Genomic DNA, 16,244 nt, shown 5'->3' with positions numbered 1-16,244 from the left:
TTGGCAAAACGGAGATGGATCTCCAAAAAACGAAAAGCGGCAGATGGGAGTGATACGATGGCACCGAAAACGATTATCGATAAAATATGGGAAAACCATTTGGTCCACCGCGAAGAAGGGAAACCGGACCTGCTCTATATTGACCTGCACCTTGTCCATGAGGTTACGTCCCCGCAGGCGTTTGAGGGGTTACGGATGAATGGCCGCAAAGTGCGGAGGCCGGATTTAACCTTTGCCACCGTTGATCATAATGTTGCGACAACAAGGGGCCGGATTTCAAAAGACCCGGTCTCGAAAAAACAAATGTCCACTTTGGAAAAAAACTGTGGGGAATTCGGCATCCCGCTTGCCGGCATCAACCATCCAGACCAGGGGATTGTTCATGTGATCGGGCCGGAACTGGGACTCACCCAGCCCGGGAAAACGATTGTATGCGGCGATTCCCACACGTCCACGCACGGTGCATTTGGCGCCATTGCTTTCGGAATCGGCACGAGTGAAGTGGAACACGTGTTGGCGACCCAGACATTATGGCAAAAGCGCCCGAAAACGATGCAGATCAAAATCAACGGCAAACTGGGGCCGGGCGTGACGGCTAAAGATTTAATCCTTGCCATCATTGCCAAATTCGGGATTGGCGTCGGCACCGGCCATATTGTCGAATACACCGGCGAAGCGATCCGCAATTTGTCAATGGAAGAGCGGATGACCGTCTGCAATATGTCGATTGAAGCAGGGGCCAGGGCAGGGTTGATCAGCCCGGATGAAACGACCATTTCCTTTTTGCGCGGAAGGAAATATGCGCCGAAGGAAGATTTTGAAGAAAAAGCGGCATACTGGCTCTCGCTGGCATCAGATGAAGGCGCCGTCTATGACAAAACGCTTGAAATGGATGCAGCAGAAATTGAGCCGCAGGTCACTTGGGGCACGAACCCTTCCATGTGCCTCCCGGTAAGTGAAAAACTGCCTGATCCGGCTGAAATCAACGATCCCGGCGAACGGCAGGCGGTTGAAAAAGCGTTGCAATACATGGGCCTTGAGCCGGGGATGAAGATTACAGACATCCCTGTCCAGCATGTATTTATCGGTTCATGCACGAACTCGCGGCTTGCCGATTTGCGGGCTGCAGCGGAAATTGTAAAGGGACGGCATGTAAGAGAAGGAGTCCGGGCCCTCATTGTTCCGGGGTCGCAAAGCGTGAAAGCACAGGCGGAAGAAGAAGGACTTGACAAAATATTTACGGAAGCCGGGTTTGAATGGCGCGAGTCGGGCTGCAGCATGTGCCTTGCGATGAATGATGATATTGTCCCGGCCGGAGAACGATGCGCTTCAACATCGAACCGCAATTTCGAAGGCCGGCAGGGGACTGGCGCCAGAACGCATCTTGTCAGCCCGGAGATGGCCGCAGCCGCCGCCATTTACGGCAAATTTGTCGATGTCCGGAAGCTCGGCCAGACTGTGCCGGCCCGCTAAATGGCGGCATGGCGCGCTGCTTCTTTTGCAGCAGGCAGCAGAAGAAAATTCATTCATCTATACGGAGAGAGGGGGCAAAAGCAAATGGAGCCATTTCAAACTTTTTCAGGGCTCGTATTCCCATTGGACCGAAAAAATGTCGATACCGACCAGATCATTCCAAAACAGTTTTTGAAACGGATTGAGCGCAAGGGATTCGGGGAATGCCTGTTTTACAACTGGCGCTTCGATGAAAACGGAAATAAAAGGGAAGATTTTCCTTTAAATGATCCGAAATACGAGGGAGCACAGATTTTAGTGGCAGGCGACAACTTCGGATGCGGCTCTTCACGGGAGCACGCGCCGTGGGCCTTGCAGGATTACGGCTTTAAAGTGGTCATCGCAACAAGTTTTGCTGATATTTTCCATAATAACTGTCTGAAAAACGGGATTTTAACCGTAGAGTTGCCGGAAGAAGAAGTGCGCGAGTTGATTGGCAAGGCACAGGCAGAACGGCTCGTTTTAACGGTTGATCTTGAAAAACAAGTGGTATTAACGGGAGAAAAGTCCATCCACTTTGACATTGATCCGTATCCGAAGAATATGCTGTTAAAGGGACTGGATGAAATCGGGCTGACATTATTGCTTGAAGATGAAATTTCAAAATTTGAAGCGTCTGAAAACGCAGGAGTGTGACGAGAACAATGGGGATTTCTTACAAACGAAAGACATTGTAGCAGCATTTGAAAATTTATTGCCGGTCGTGCACCGGACGCCGTTGAACGAATCGGCGACATTCAATGAAATGGCAGGAACAAGGCTTTACTTTAAAATGGAAAACCTGCAGCGCACCGGGTCTTTTAAAATCAGGGGCGCACTGAATAAAATTACGAACCTGGCAGGGGATGCGAGAAAAAACGGCGTGATTGCGGCATCGGCGGGCAACCATGCGCAGGGTGTCGCTTTTTCGGCAACGAAACAGGGGTTGAAGGCAAAAATATATATGCCGGAAAAAACGCCGCTTGCCAAAGTGTTGGCAACAAAGGCGTATGGCGCGGAAGTCGTGCTGACCGGCGAATCCTTTCAGGAAGCGTATGAAGCAGCTGTTTTGGACCAGCAAATCACAGGCGCAACGTTTATTCACCCGTTTGACGATTATGAAGTGATGGCCGGCCAGGGCACGATTGCCCTCGAAATGATCCAGCAATGCGCGGATCTTGATACGGTTGTGATTCCGGTCGGGGGCGGCGGTTTAATTGCTGGCATGGCCTGCCTCCTGAAAAATTATGATCCGAAAATCCGCGTCATCGGCGTGCAGTCCGAGGGGGCGCCTGCTGTTTATAACCGCTTTAAAGGGATGGGAAACAGTCGGCTCGAACATGTTTCGGGCATCGCGGACGGCATTCTTGTAAAAGAGACCGGCCAGCTGACTTTTCCGTTAATCAGCAAGTATGTGGATGATGTCGTGACGGTGAGCGATGAAGACATTGCCATTGCCATCATTTATATGCTCGAACGTGAAAAAATGTTTGTCGAAGGGGCAGGAGCGGCGGCTTTCGCGGCTGTATTAAGCGGCAAAGTTGGCGTTTCGGGAAAGCATATTGGCATTGTTGTAAGCGGCGGAAATGCTGATCTGGATAAAATCTCCCACTTCAAACGGCTGGCTGCGGCCGGCAAAAAAAAACATAAGGTTGTTTCGCTTTAGAACCGGGCACCAGCCGCCCGGGGCATGCCAGGCGTGTTCACCAGGCTTGCCCCGGGGCGCCTTTTCTTTAATGCAGGCCGAAAAGTGAAAAAACGATACAAAAAAACAGCATCCTTTGTTACACTGATGTAGGAAAGAGGTGAAGAGATGATTCAAACGGTATTATTTGATGTGGACGGGGTATTGCTGAGCGAGGAACGTTATTTTGACGCATCCGGCTTGACCGTCTGGGAATTGATACATAGCGGCCATTATTTAGGGCTCGCACCGGAACAATTTAAAACAGCCTTAACAGATGAGGAAATCAGGCGGATCCGGGCTGATGTTTTTCAGCATGATGAAGTGTTGCGGTTTTTAAAATCGCGCGGCATGAACGCCAACTGGGATATGATTTATTTGACGTTCACCTGCCAGCTGTTACACTTGCTTTCGCAAATAAAGGAAGAGGAAGCAGGCCGGATCCGCGGCTGGCTGGCGCGTGAAATCGATTATGAAACGCTTCATGAAATCCGCGGGGTGCTTGCACACTATCCGGTTGAAACCGACTACGGCATATTTTTAAACTGGTTTGCAAAGAGGCCCGAAACAAAACAGGATTTGTTGAAAGTGCTGGACCAGCTTGCTTATGAAATCTTCGGGCTTACAGATACGCAGCTTGGCAAAAAAGGCGCGCTCTGGTCGGTGTGCGAGCAGATTTCCCAGGAATGGTATGTCGGCGACCAAAATATTATGGCCTCTACCGGGAAGCCGAGCGTGCAAACGGGGAAAAAAGGCTTTCTCGATGAAGAGATCCCGCTTGCCGAACCGGAAAAAATCGGTGCCTTGTTTTCCTTTTTGGCGGAGAAAGGGCTGAAACTCGGCGTCGGCACGGGGAGGCCGCAGCTTGAAACGTACGGGCCGTTCCGGGCGCTTGGCTGGCTGCCGCTGTTTCATGAGGCGCATATCGTGACGGCGGACGACGTTTTAAAGGCGGAAGAGGAGCTTGGAGGCCATACGCCGCTTGCAAAGCCGAATCCTTTTACCTACCTGCTTGCTTTAAAAGGGAAAAACACGCCCACCCGCGACTGTGCGGAATGCAGCCTCCCGCTTGAAAACGGGCAGGAAATCCTGATTGTCGGGGACTCGCTCGCGGACCTGCTTGCTGCAAAAAAAATAGGCGCCCAATTTGCCGGCATCTTAACCGGCTTGTCCGGAAAAGAAGCAAAAGCCGAATTTGAAGAACACGGGGCAGATTATATTTTTGAGAATGTAGTAGGCCTCAAAAACATATTTTTGTAGACTGCTGGGGTATGCTGAGGCATGCCTCTTTTTCGCAGGATATTCCGCGCCGTAAAAAACGGCAATTTCCGAAAAAATTTTTTTGCAGGGAAACCTTACATGATCACTTTATTAATATAGTGTAATTTTTCCAGTTCCTCTATAAAAACGGGATGAAAAGTTTGGAAAAATATTTTTAAATAAAATTAAATGTTGACTTTATTTTAAAATTAATGTAATATTTCAACATCACAAAAGAAGGAGCAGAAATCAAGGTGGAAACCCGTAAGAACCTTCATTTTGCGGAAATCGTTGAAGTCCTGAAAATAAAACAGAAACGGTGATCTTTTAATTCGGAGTATTTCAAGGAGTGGGAAAGATGAAACAAGCAACTAAAGATTATGTAATTGACAGGGCATATAAAGCATCGGCCGGGGTAGCAAACGCTGTGCTCGTGACTTTGGGGCTGGGCCTTTTGTTTGAAACGTTCGGGAAATTCCTCGGCTGGGACGGCTTTTTGACGATCGGGGCAGCGACAAAATCGCTGTTGGCGCCGGCCATCGGCGCAGGGATTGCATATCAGCTTGGCGGCAATACATTGGTCATTTTCAGTTCGATGGCTTGTGCGGCGGTCGGCGGAAATGCGATCGGCACCACCCAGGACGGCTTGATTACGATTGTCACCGGACAGCCTGTCAGTGCTGTGCTGGCTGCAGTTGTTGCAACGTGGGTCGGGAAACGCGTGTCCGGCAAAACGAAGCTCGATATGATGGCAATTCCGTTTGCCGCCATTCTTGCCGGCGGTGTTGCCGGCGTTGGCCTTGCTGCTGTCACCACGCCGTTTTTGCAATGGCTGAGCGGTGAAATTACGGCCTCTGTACAAGGTTCGCCGCTTTTCGGTTCAATGGTTGTATCGCTCGTCTGGAGCATCCTGCTCATGTCACCTGCTTCTTCGGCCGCGCTTGCCATTGCGCTGCAGCTTGATCCGGTATCCAGCGCAGCTGCACTGATAGGCTGTACGGTCCAGTTTGTCGGTTTTACGGCAATGTCGCTGAAACAAAATGACTGGGGCGGCAATATTGCACAGTCCTTGATTACACCAAAAGTCCAGTTCCCGAATTTGGTGAAAAATCCGCGCCTTGTTATTCCGCCGTTTGTTTCGTCGCTCATTTGTGCGCCGGTTGCAACGATGATGTTTCACTTGAAAGTGCCGTATGAACTCGGCGGGCTCGGTCTGAATTCTTTAATTGCGCCGCTTAATATTCTCGCCAACCAGGGAACCGGCGCGTTGCTTGCTTATGTTGCGGCGGGTGTGATTTTACCCATTTTTACGACGCTCGGCATCTATCATTTCCTTAAATTGTTTGGCTGGGCAAAAGCCGGCGACCTCAGGATGGAAGTCCAATAATACCGGAAAGTAAAGCCGGGCCGTACAAGCCCGGTTTTTGCTCGTATCCGAAAAAAAGCATTCACAGCGTTTTGCCGTGAATGCTTTTTATTTATACTTCTACAAAAGGTTCTTCCTGAAAGGTATAGCCGGTTGCGAGTTCCAAAGTCTGGACGGCTTTAATGCCGATGATCTCTTTTAATTGGTCCAGCACTTGCCGGCTTGCGGTTTTATCGAGCGTGAGCACCATGATCGCTTCCCCACCGATTTCTTTCCGGCCCACCTGCATCGTGCCGATATTCGTGTCGTTGCTGCCGAGAATCGAACCGACCCGGCCGATCATGCCCGGGATGTCCAGATGCCGGATATAAAGAAGGTGCTGTTCCGGGCGGAGATCGACGCGGTAATCGTTCAGCTTCACGATGCGGCCGCCGAACCCGTTAATGATCGAAGCGCCGATATTCACTTGTTTGCCTTTTTTATACAGCGCCAGTTCCAGATAATTGGAAAAGCCCTTAAACGACGCATTGCGCTGCAGATTGTATGTCAAGCCCTGTTCCTTTAAGAGATGAAGGGCATTGACAAGATTGACGGTGCTGCCGAGGTGGCGCGCCAGGATCCCTTTGATGATCGTTCTTGTCAGCAGTTTTGTATCTTCATCCAAAAGCTCGCCGGCGTACGTAATTTCAATTTTTTCGGGCGCTTCATCCAAAAGCTGGATGCCGAGCTGTGCCACCTGTTCGCCAAGAAGGAGGAACGGTTCCATCCGTTCGCGGTTTTCCCCGGAAGTTTGCGGCATATTGATGGCATTGCGGATTTCCTCAGATTCAAAGATATGGATGATTTCGTCGCTGACATCCGCCGCCACCCGGACCTGTGCTTCGCGGGTCGACGCGCCGAGATGCGGGGTTACAATAACATTCGGCAGTTCCAAAAGCCCCGGTGTGATGTCCGGCTCGTTTTCAAAAACGTCCAGGGCGGCCCCTGCAACGCGGCCTTCCTGAAGCGCCTGAAGCAGCGCCTGTTCGTCAACGAGCCCGCCGCGTGCGCAATTGATGATGCGGACACCTTTTTTCGTTTTTGCCAAAAATGCTTCATTGATCAAATGCTTCGTTTCTTTCATCAGCGGCGTATGGAGCGTGATGAAATCAGCCCGGGCGGCAATTTCGCCAAGCGTTGCTTTTTTGATGCCAAGCTTGGCCGCGCGTTCTTCGGTTAAATACGGGTCGTACCCGAGCACGGCCATTCCGAATGCTTTTGCCCGTTTCGCCACTTCTGTCCCGATTTTGCCCGTTCCGATTACGCCGAGCGTTTTCTTGAAAAGCTCGACGCCTTTGAACTTTTCGCGCTCCCATTTTCCCGCGGATGCGGACTTGTGTGCCTGCGGGATATTGCGGGAAAGGGAAAGCATCATGGCGAGTGTATGCTCCGTTGCGGAAATCGTGTTTCCTCCCGGCGAATTGACGACAATAATCCCTTTTCTCGTCGCAGCATCGACATCAATATTGTCAACGCCGACCCCGGCCCTTGCAATGACGCGCAAATTGCCGGATGCCTCAATGATGTCTTTTGTCACTTTTGTTTGGTTCCGCACAATCAGCCCGTCATACTGGCCGATCCTGGCTTTTAAATCTTCCGGCGCAATGCCCGGCTGGTGCTCAACTAAAAAATCTTTGTGCGCATACAGTTTTTTCAAGCCTTCTTCGCTTACTTTATCCGTTACTAAAATTTTAAACATGCGCTTTCCATGCCTCCTCCGCTTTTTTCACTGCAATGCCGAATGTATCCCTTCCGTTCAGTTCGTGTACCGCCATTTCCAGCGCGGTTAAAACGTTGATCACGTCAAAAGGGGTGCTGTACCCCATATGGCCAATCCGGAAAATTTTTCCCTTCAACTGCTTTTGCCCGCTTGCGACAACCATTGAAAAATGATCCTGCAAATATTTTTTGATTGCCCCGGCCTGTTCGCCATCCGGTTTCACCGCTGTGACGGTCGGCGAAGCATCCGCATCGTTTTCGACAAGGAGCGGAAGGCCCAAAGCTTTCACGCCGGCGCGGGTCATATCGCGCAAAATTTCATGGCGCTTGATGACATTGCCCCAGCCTTCTTCCTCAATCATCCGGCACACTTCTTCCGCGCCAAACACGAGGGAAACGGGCGGGGTGAACGGTGTTGTCACGGCTTCATCATATGAATCGATATACCGGTTCAAGTCGAGATAAAACCGTTTTTCCGGTCCGTTCTTGATTGCCTCTTTGGCCCGTTTATTGACGGCGACAAAGGCAAGGCCCGGCGGCAGCATGAGCGCTTTTTGCGAACCGGAAACAAGGATATCAATCTGGTAATCTTCCATATCCGCGGGCACGCCGCCAATGCAGCTGACGCCGTCAACGATATACAAGGCATCGGTCAGCCGTTTTACAACGGCGCCAAGGTCTTTCACCGGGTTCAACACCGAGGTGGATGTTTCGCAATAGGTGGCAAAAACCGCTTTGACCGGATCTTTTAGCCCCTTAAGGAACGTTTCCAGCTGTTCCGGGCGGCAGGCGGTTCCCCATTCTATATTGAGGCGGTGGACATGGGCGCCGTATGATTCGCAAATGGAAGCAAAACGCTCCCCGAACACGCCGGTGACAACGACAACGACATGGTCGCCTTCATGGACAACGTTGCAGACGGCGCTTTCCAGTGCGGATGTCCCGCTGCCGGCAATGACAACCACCGGTTCTTTTGTGCCAAAGACCGGCATCAGTTTTGTCGCCACTTGCTTCAGGCTATTTGAAAAGACTTCACTGCGGTGGGCGACCATAGGCTGGTTCATGGCCTGTTTTACACGGTCCGGTACGGGTGTTGGGCCTGGTGTGAATAGCGATTCCTTACAAAAAAGCATGAGTACGTCAATCCTCCAATATAAAATTAAAATAAAACGCCCCTCCGCCACAAAGAAATCCTTGTGGAGGAGGGACGTCATGTACCGTGGTGCCACCCTCATTTGCTGCGTACGGCAGCCTCTGGGAAAATAACGGCATATGCCGGGTGCGGCCTACATCACTTTCGGCCGGCCAGTTCAGAAGCGCTGGGCATTGTATCAGCAAAAGCATCGGTTCGCAGCAACCACCGACTCTCTGCGGCTTTTTGCAAATACGCCTTCTTCATCATTACTTTTCGAATATCATTTTGCTCTGTGCTAAATATTCTAACAGCTGATTTTAGTTCTGTAAAGGGAAAAATGAAATAATTTAAAAATCATCGTATTTTTTGATTCGCGCAAAAAGGTTAATAACCTTTTTTGTAGTCGACAAGATGAATGTCCGGCTTGCCGCCAGCGAGGTACCGTTTTAAATTCGGGATGAAGATATCCCGGACAACCCGTTCGTCGTAATGTTCGGTTGAGCCGGCGGTGTGCGGGGTGATGATCACATTTTTCAGCTCCCAAAGCGGGCTGTCTTCAGGGAGCGGTTCCTTTTCAAACACATCCAGCCCGGCGCCGGCAATTTCGCCGGAGGCAAGGGCATCGGCCAGTTCTTTTTCATTTGCGATTTCCCCTCTGCCGATATTGATAAAAAATGCAGACGGCTTCATGCGGGCAAATGCTTCTTTCCCGAATAAATGGTACGTTTCTTTCGTAAGCGGCAGGCAGACGGCGACATAATCACAAAGCGGAAGCATATCATGGAGCTGCCCGTTGGTATACATTTCGTCTACAAACCCGGCAGGCGCACCGGAACGCCGCACGCCCAGCACTTTCATCCCGAAGGCTTTGGCAATTTTTGCCGTTTCAAGCCCGATTTCCCCGACACCGATAATGCCAATCGTCTTTCCATGCATTTCCAGCTTTAACCCGGCATGGTCCCATTTCTTTTTCGTTTGATTTCTGACATATGTATGGATTTTCCTTGTCAATGCCAGCATCATTGCAAAAATGGTTTCAGAAATCGGATAGGCGTGGATGCCGCTTGCGGAAGTCAGGAAGAGCCCCTTTTTCTCAAATTGTTCGAGCGGGAAACTGTTCACCCCCGCACTCCAGCTTTGAACCCAGCGGAGAGCGGAATCTTCCGATAATGCATCTTTTTCCATTTTTTTTCGAAAGCTCGCAATCACTTCAGCTTTCTTCACTTCACTCTGCCAATGCGCCGGATCTTTTCCGGCCAGTATGCGCCATTCCGGAACCAATTTCCTGATTTCATCAAGCAGGCCGGGGGCAAGATTTTCTGCAATAATCATGGTTCTTTCCGCCATCAAACTCCCTCCTTTATTCCATTAAATCATATATTCGATATACCGTAAAAATTTCCTGCTTTTTCTGGTAATTCCTGCCATAAACATTTCACATTTGCAAAAACCGCCATCCCTTCAGCCTGTAAGCCTTATCAATTATTTGCACGCATGTTTCCAGGTATAAAGCCCTATGAAAAAGTGACTAAAAGGTACGATAAAAGAATTAGTGATATCCGCTATGAAAATGATTAAAGGAGTTGCCCTGTTATGCGAAAGATGGTAGAAAAACATGTACGATGGAATATGAAAGCGAAATTGATTGTTTCTATCCTCGCGATCCTGCTCGTTCCATCTGTACTGATCGGATATTTTTCAATCAAATCAGCAGGAAGTGAAGTCCAATCGCAAATGCTGAATGCCGCTACGGAAAATGTCAATCTGTTGCAGAATATCATCCATGATGCGATCCAGCCGCGCATGGACGATGTGGATTATTTTTCTAAAAAAATTTCGGCCCAAACGGAAAAAAAACCGTCCGAAATCAAGTCGATGTTCAGCCAATATGCAAATCTGCATAACAATGTCTTGAATGTTTACGTTGGGACAGCTTCCGGGAAAATGATGATCGAACCGAATGGCAACTTGCCTGCAGGTTATGATCCAAGGCAAAGGCCGTGGTATAAGGAAGCAATGGAACAGCCCGGAAAAGCGATTGTGACAGCCCCGTACCAGGACGCGACCACGGGAAAAACGATTGTCACCATTGCCAAAACGACGCAAGACAACTCCGGGGTTGTTGCAGTTTCCCTGAAAATAAGTGCGATCCAAAAAATGGCAAAAGAAATCAAAATCGGGAAAAACGGGTATGCGGTGCTTGTAGACCCGGCGCGCCGCATCGTCGTGATGCCGGGAAGAAAACCGGGGGCGTATGCAAAAGAAAAAGTGTATGATACCGTATTTAACCATGTTTCCGGACACACTTCCTATACGTATCAGGGGAAGGAAAAAGTGATGGTTTATACAACCGACAGCCTGACGGGTTGGAAAATTGCAGGGACAATGTATGCCGATGAGGTCGGCAAAGCTGTACAGCCGATCATTGACCGGATGATTCTTGTCATCGTCATTTTTCTCGTTCTCGGTACGGTATTAGCCTATTTTGTCATCCGGTCTGTGACACGGCCGATTAACCACCTGAAAGAAGCAGCATTAAAAATTTCCTCAGGGGACTTAACAGAGGAAATTGATATCCGGAAAAAAGATGAAGTCGGCGAACTGGCTGTAAGTTTTAAAAAAATGCAGGGCAGCCTGCGCGACCTTCTCGACCAGGTCGATAAAAGCGCGGAGATGGTCGTTTCCTCTTCCGAAGAGCTGAAGGCAAATGCGGAAAATACAACGCAGGCAAGCCATGAAATCAACTCCGCTGCTGCCCAGATTGCAAGCGGTGCGGAAACGCAGACGAACGGCACGGAAAACAGCGCACAGGCGATGAGCGAAATCGCAAAAGCAATGGAAAAAGTAACCGACAGTACGATGGCGATTTCCAGCTTGTCCAATGCCACGCTTGAACATGCGAAGCAAGGCGGCGAGGCTGTCCGTGAGACGGTTGCGCAAATGAAGTCCATTGCCGGTTCTGTCGCGCAATCTAACGCAAAAATCCAGGCACTCTTTGAAAATTCGAAGCAAATCAGCCAAATTACAGAAGTGATAAAAGGAATTGCGGCCCAGACGAATTTGCTTGCTTTAAATGCAGCGATTGAAGCAGCAAGGGCGGGCGAGCACGGAAAAGGGTTTGCGGTCGTGGCAGACGAAATCCGGAAACTGGCCGACCAGTCGCAAAACTCGACCAAAGAAATTGAAAAGCTGATTACGCAAATCCAGCATGATACGGAAGATTCCGTCCGCGAAATGGAACAAGTGTCCAAAGATGTGGAAACCGGCGTGTCACGTTCCAAAGATTCGATCGGAAAATTTGACACGATCATGAACGGGATGAAAGAGATCACACCGCAAGTGGAAGAAATGGCGGCGATCTCGGAAGAAATTTCCGCCTCCGTCCAGGAAGTGACCTCGACTGCGAACGAACTTGCCCAAATTGCTGAAGAAAATGCGGCGGCAACCGAAGAAATGGCCGCTTCCATTGAAAGCCACCTGAAATCGATGGATGACATCAGCGATTCGGCCAGAGCGTTGTCCTATCTGGCGGAGTACTTGCAGGAAATGGTGAAGAAATACAAGTTTTAAAGAAGAAGCGCCCAAAGCAGGAATCTAGGCTTTGGGCGCTTTTTTTGGCGCATGGATTCAACTGAAAACGGGTTCCGCCCGGGCAAAGCAAAAGGCAATGCAAGTGCGGGAATTTTGGGGGATGAATTTTGCCCGCCGCACAACGGCCGTGGCAGTTGCCACGAGAGAAAACGATGGAGCAGCGGCCACAAAAGGGCTTCGGAGCGCCGGCAAAATATTTTCGGTGACAATGGCTCCGGCGTCCTTTAAAATAAAACTATGAAGCGGATGAACAAATTTTTTGAAAAAGGAAATGACCTTATATGGGGGGAGAGAAAAGCATGCATCAATATGTCAATTGGCCTGATGTGGTTTTTCAGTTGGGCTGGCTTATTTTTCTCTGTGCCGCCGGATTTGCGATTTATAAAATCTTGAAAATCAGGAAAATGAAGAATCAGCATTTGAAAAAATAGTGCAGGAACGGCTCTGGGCCTCTCCGGAGAAAGGGCTGCAGGACGGGCAAAAACGGGAGGAAATGGGATGGAACTCACAAAGGAACAATTTAAGGCCGATTTCGAAAGGATGCTGTCGGACTGCTTCACAATGGATGTGGAAAAATCTGATTTGACAGAACAGTATGTTACACTCGGAAAATTGATCGGTTCATATGCAGCGAAAGAATGGCGGAACACGAATCAGCGTTACTTGGAAAAAGGGGAGAAACAAGTTTACTATTTTTCAATGGAATTTTTGCTCGGCAGGATGTTGAAAAGCAATTTGTTCAACCTTGGCATTCTCGATACAGTCCGGGCGGGGCTTCAAGAAATGGGGATGGAACTCGAGGCATTGGAACAGGTGGAACTGGATGCCGGGCTGGGAAACGGCGGCCTTGGCCGGCTGGCAGCTTGTTTCATCGACTCAATGGCGACACATGCGATCCCCGGGCACGGAAACGGTATCCGTTTTAAGTACGGGCTTTTCAGGCAGAAGTTTGTCAACGGCTACCAGGTCGAACTGCCTGAAAATTGGCTGCGGAATGGCAATGTGTGGGAGACCCGCCGGCTGAACAAGGCGGTAAATGTGCGGTTTTACGGCAACGTCCGGCTTGAGAAAGACGCATCGGGACATTTTGTCCCCCATTATGAAAATGAAGAAACGGTGCTTGCCGTGCCGTATGATACCCCGGTAATCGGTTACGGGGACAACACGGTCAACACTTTAAGATTGTGGTCGGCAGAAATGCCGCTGCAGGATGCGAACACGGAGTACCATGCTTTTATTCAGCAGCAGAGCCGGATCGAAAGCATTTCCGAAGTGCTGTATCCGGACGATTCCAATTATGAAGGGCGCCTGTTGCGTTTGAAGCAAGAATATTTTTTCGTCTCGGCCGGCATTCAAAGCATTATCCGCACCTATAAAAAACTCGGCCTGCCGATTGCGCATCTGGCCGAAAAAGTCGCCATCCACATCAATGATACACACCCGGCATTGTGTGTCCCCGAACTGATGCGCATTTTACTGGATGAGGAAGGGATGGGCTGGGAACCGGCATGGGATGTGACGGTAAAAGTGCTCAGCTATACCAACCATACCATTATGTCCGAAGCGCTGGAAAGCTGGCCGACAGATATGATGGCACAGCTTTTGCCGCGCATTTATCAAATCATTTGCGAAATTGACCGCCGCTATACAGAGGATATGGCCCGTTTGTATGACCGGGATAAGATTGAGCGGACAAGGGTGATTTCGGACGGAAGCGTGAAGATGGCACACCTTGCGATCATCGGGAGCCACAGCATCAACGGGGTGGCAAAGCTCCATACGAATATTTTGAAAGAAAAAGTGCTTCGTGACTTCTACCGCATTTTCCCGTCCAGATTTAACAATAAAACAAACGGCATTACCCACCGGCGCTGGCTGCTGCTTTCCAATGAACCGCTGCGTAGTTTTATTGACAGCAAAATCGGCAGGGAGTGGGCGACGAAACCGACTGACCTGAAAATGCTCGAACCTTTCCGCCGCGACGAAAGCGCACTCAGGCAACTTGCCGAAATCAAACAAACCAATAAGCAGCGGCTCGCGGACTATATCGGGAAAACGACAGGGCTTGCCATCCGGACAGATGCCATTTTTGATGTGCAGGTCAAACGTTTCCATGCTTATAAAAGGCAGCTGCTGAATCTTTTGCATATTTTAAGCTTGTATTTTAAATTGAAGGATGATCCGGAAGCAGATATTTACCCGCGCGTCTTCATTTTTGGCGGCAAAGCGGCACCGGGTTACACCTATGCCAAGGAAATCATTAAGCTGATAAACGCAGCGGCGGATCTGATTAACCATGACCCGGCAGTGAGGGACAGGCTGAAGATCGTTTTTATTGAAAATTACGGTGTGTCGCTGGCCGAGCGGATCATCCCGGCGGCTGACGTGAGCGAACAGATTTCACTCGCATCCAAGGAAGCGTCCGGGACGAGCAATATGAAATTTATGCTCAATGGCGCGGTCACATTGGCCACGCTGGACGGTGCCAATGTCGAAATCCGCGATCTCGTCGGGGAGGACAATATTATCCTCTTCGGGTTGACCGATCAGGAAGTTTTCCAATATTACCATGACCGTTCTTATCATTCTTATGATTATTATAAGAACAATCCGGTGCTGCACCGTGTGCTCGATGCGCTGATTGACGGCTCGATTCCCGGGGCGCAGGCGGAAGGGCGAGATGTCTTTGATTCCCTGATTAAATACGGGGATGAGTTTTTTGTATTAAGAGATTTCGAGGATTACGCGCTGGCGCAGAAAAAAGTGGACAAGCTTTACCGCGAGCCGCTCAAATGGCAGGAGATGGCACTCGTCAATGTTGCCAATGCCGGCGTATTTTCCTCTGATTATACCGTGCTCAAGTATGCCGGCGAGATTTGGAACGTGCATAGCAAAACAAGGCTTTTTTAACGGATTTCTGAAAGGCTTCCTGCAGGGGAAAACTCGAAAAGGACTGTTTGCTTTCAGCTGCTGCATACTGCCCGGAATTCTTCCGCTAAAAAGCAGCCGGCAAGGGCCGGGCTTTTCATGGGGGGACCGGGCATCCAGCAGCATAAGCCGTTTTCCGAAATTAAATTTTGTCCGAATTTTTGCTTTTCTGCAGGAAAAGATGCCGGCTTGGCGAGTATCATCCAATAGATTTCCGGCAGGAGGGGCTTAAACGGCATTGGATCAGTCATTAACAGTTTAACCTACTTCATTAGCGCAATTGCCGGGATTTCGCTGTTTATTGCTGGGATTGGGGTAATGAACATGATGTATATTTCTGTCTCTGAACGTACCCGGGAAATTGGCATTCGTCTCGCTATCGGCGCAACCCCAAAGAATATCTTATTCCAGTTCCTTTTGGAAGCGGTGTTGTTGACGGGAATAGGCGGCTTGATTGGTTTTGGGATAGGTGGTGGACTCGCGTGGCTCATTTCGCTCTTCTTACCTTTCCGTGCCGTGATCGGTGTAGGAAGCTTTTTACTCGCTTTTTGCGTCTCTACCTTTGTCGGCATTCTATTTGGCATATTGCCGGCTAAAAATGCAGCCAATAAGAACTTGATCGATATTTTGCGTTAGGATGTTGATTGGAAGAATACAGTGGTCTAAACAATGATGAATGTGCAAAGTAAAATGTCCTAACCGGACCCCTTCTTCGAACGAAGTGGCCATGCGTGCCCTTTCGCGTATTTTTTCCCGGGCAGGCTAAGCCACTTTTTCACAAGAAAGACAAGGTTTGTCCGCCAAATGTTACTTGGAAAAATGGGCTGAAAAAAATAAAAAATTTTTTGAAATGAAGGTTGACAATTCTTATTTTCAGCATTAAGATAATAATCAATCAATGAAACATTTTTCAGGCGATGAAGAAGAAGAGTAACCTGTATGGATTCCGAAGAGAGCCGGTGGGTGGTGCGAACCGGTGATGACGTGCAGGCGAATGGGCTTCCGAGCTTTCAAACCGAAACGATTCCGGA

General features: G+C 49.5%; 11 protein-coding genes and 1 other annotated feature (1 of these 12 only partly in view). Of the genes, 8 read left to right on the top strand and 3 right to left on the bottom strand.

Going from position 1 to position 16,244, the window contains the following annotated elements:
* Positions 1–57: 57 nt before the first annotated feature.
* From leuC to NSU00_RS12315, 5 genes are all read left to right on the top strand, one after another.
* Positions 58–1,473 (top strand): 3-isopropylmalate dehydratase large subunit, encoded by a 1,416-nt coding sequence (leuC, locus tag NSU00_RS12335; protein WP_340703727.1) that lies wholly within the window; start codon positions 58–60, stop codon positions 1,471–1,473.
* Positions 1,474–1,557: 84 nt separating this feature from the next.
* Positions 1,558–2,148, top strand: a complete 591-nt coding sequence (gene leuD / locus NSU00_RS12330) for a 3-isopropylmalate dehydratase small subunit (RefSeq protein WP_013860307.1) — start codon at positions 1,558–1,560, stop codon at positions 2,146–2,148.
* Complete coding sequence (gene ilvA, locus NSU00_RS12325) at positions 2,105–3,157, top strand: threonine ammonia-lyase (protein ID WP_237349397.1); 1,053 nt, start codon at positions 2,105–2,107, stop codon at positions 3,155–3,157. Before leuD ends, ilvA begins: the two co-directional genes overlap by 44 nt.
* A gap of 147 nt (positions 3,158–3,304) precedes the next feature.
* The gene (locus tag NSU00_RS12320; RefSeq protein WP_017552850.1) at positions 3,305–4,435 is read left to right on the top strand and encodes an HAD family hydrolase; all 1,131 of its coding nucleotides are present in this window, start codon (positions 3,305–3,307) and stop codon (positions 4,433–4,435) included.
* A gap of 358 nt (positions 4,436–4,793) precedes the next feature.
* Entirely contained in the window at positions 4,794–5,822 is a 1,029-nt protein-coding gene (locus NSU00_RS12315; protein WP_340702898.1) for a PTS transporter subunit IIC, read from the top strand.
* Between the two features lie 91 nt (positions 5,823–5,913).
* On the opposite strand, the gene serA is transcribed toward NSU00_RS12315, so the two are convergent.
* The 3 genes from serA to NSU00_RS12300 all read right to left on the bottom strand — a co-directional run bounded on the left by serA (position 5,914) and on the right by NSU00_RS12300 (position 10,041).
* Positions 5,914–7,539 (bottom strand): phosphoglycerate dehydrogenase, encoded by a 1,626-nt coding sequence (gene serA / locus NSU00_RS12310; RefSeq protein ID WP_013860303.1) that lies wholly within the window; start codon positions 7,537–7,539, stop codon positions 5,914–5,916.
* On the bottom strand, positions 7,532–8,692 hold the full coding sequence (locus NSU00_RS12305) for a pyridoxal-phosphate-dependent aminotransferase family protein (RefSeq protein ID WP_061566745.1): 1,161 nt from the start codon (positions 8,690–8,692) through the stop codon (positions 7,532–7,534). Before NSU00_RS12305 ends, serA begins: the two co-directional genes overlap by 8 nt.
* 386 nt (positions 8,693–9,078) lie before the next feature.
* Positions 9,079–10,041: a D-2-hydroxyacid dehydrogenase gene (locus tag NSU00_RS12300; RefSeq protein ID WP_340703726.1), complete on the bottom strand. Its 963-nt coding sequence runs from the start codon at positions 10,039–10,041 to the stop codon at positions 9,079–9,081.
* A gap of 246 nt (positions 10,042–10,287) precedes the next feature.
* Here NSU00_RS12300 and NSU00_RS12295 point away from each other — a divergent pair, with 246 nt between their 5' ends.
* The 3 genes from NSU00_RS12295 (at position 10,288) to NSU00_RS12285 (ending at position 15,849) form a co-directional block, all read left to right on the top strand.
* The gene (locus NSU00_RS12295) at positions 10,288–12,264 is read left to right on the top strand and encodes a methyl-accepting chemotaxis protein (protein WP_340702895.1); all 1,977 of its coding nucleotides are present in this window, start codon (positions 10,288–10,290) and stop codon (positions 12,262–12,264) included.
* A 519-nt stretch (positions 12,265–12,783) separates the two neighbouring features.
* Positions 12,784–15,195, top strand: a complete 2,412-nt coding sequence (locus NSU00_RS12290) for a glycogen/starch/alpha-glucan phosphorylase (protein WP_340703725.1) — start codon at positions 12,784–12,786, stop codon at positions 15,193–15,195.
* Positions 15,196–15,423: 228 nt separating this feature from the next.
* On the top strand, positions 15,424–15,849 hold the full coding sequence (locus NSU00_RS12285) for an ABC transporter permease (RefSeq protein ID WP_315958997.1): 426 nt from the start codon (positions 15,424–15,426) through the stop codon (positions 15,847–15,849).
* A 272-nt stretch (positions 15,850–16,121) separates the two neighbouring features.
* Positions 16,122–16,244, top strand: a binding site (T-box leader) (it continues 120 nt past the right edge of the window).

It is taken from the genome of Weizmannia sp. FSL W8-0401, assembly GCF_038009125.1.
Classification (GTDB): Bacteria; Bacillota; Bacilli; order Bacillales; family Bacillaceae_C; genus Weizmannia; species Weizmannia coagulans.
The sequence above is the reverse complement of the archived record's forward strand: the minus strand, read 5'-3'. Positions and strand labels throughout refer to the sequence as shown.

Coding starts and splice junctions, on each gene's coding strand:
- NSU00_RS12315 (WP_340702898.1), top strand. CDS start 4,794: ATGAAACAAGCAACTAAAGATTATGTAATTGACAGGGCATATAAAGCA.
- NSU00_RS12295 (WP_340702895.1), top strand. CDS start 10,288: ATGCGAAAGATGGTAGAAAAACATGTACGATGGAATATGAAAGCGAAA.
- NSU00_RS12290 (WP_340703725.1), top strand. CDS start 12,784: ATGGAACTCACAAAGGAACAATTTAAGGCCGATTTCGAAAGGATGCTG.
- leuD (WP_013860307.1), top strand. CDS start 1,558: ATGGAGCCATTTCAAACTTTTTCAGGGCTCGTATTCCCATTGGACCGA.
- ilvA (WP_237349397.1), top strand. CDS start 2,105: ATGAAATTTCAAAATTTGAAGCGTCTGAAAACGCAGGAGTGTGACGAG.
- NSU00_RS12300 (WP_340703726.1), bottom strand. CDS start 10,041: ATGGCGGAAAGAACCATGATTATTGCAGAAAATCTTGCCCCCGGCCTG.
- serA (WP_013860303.1), bottom strand. CDS start 7,539: ATGTTTAAAATTTTAGTAACGGATAAAGTAAGCGAAGAAGGCTTGAAA.
- NSU00_RS12305 (WP_061566745.1), bottom strand. CDS start 8,692: ATGCTTTTTTGTAAGGAATCGCTATTCACACCAGGCCCAACACCCGTA.
- leuC (WP_340703727.1), top strand. CDS start 58: ATGGCACCGAAAACGATTATCGATAAAATATGGGAAAACCATTTGGTC.
- NSU00_RS12320 (WP_017552850.1), top strand. CDS start 3,305: ATGATTCAAACGGTATTATTTGATGTGGACGGGGTATTGCTGAGCGAG.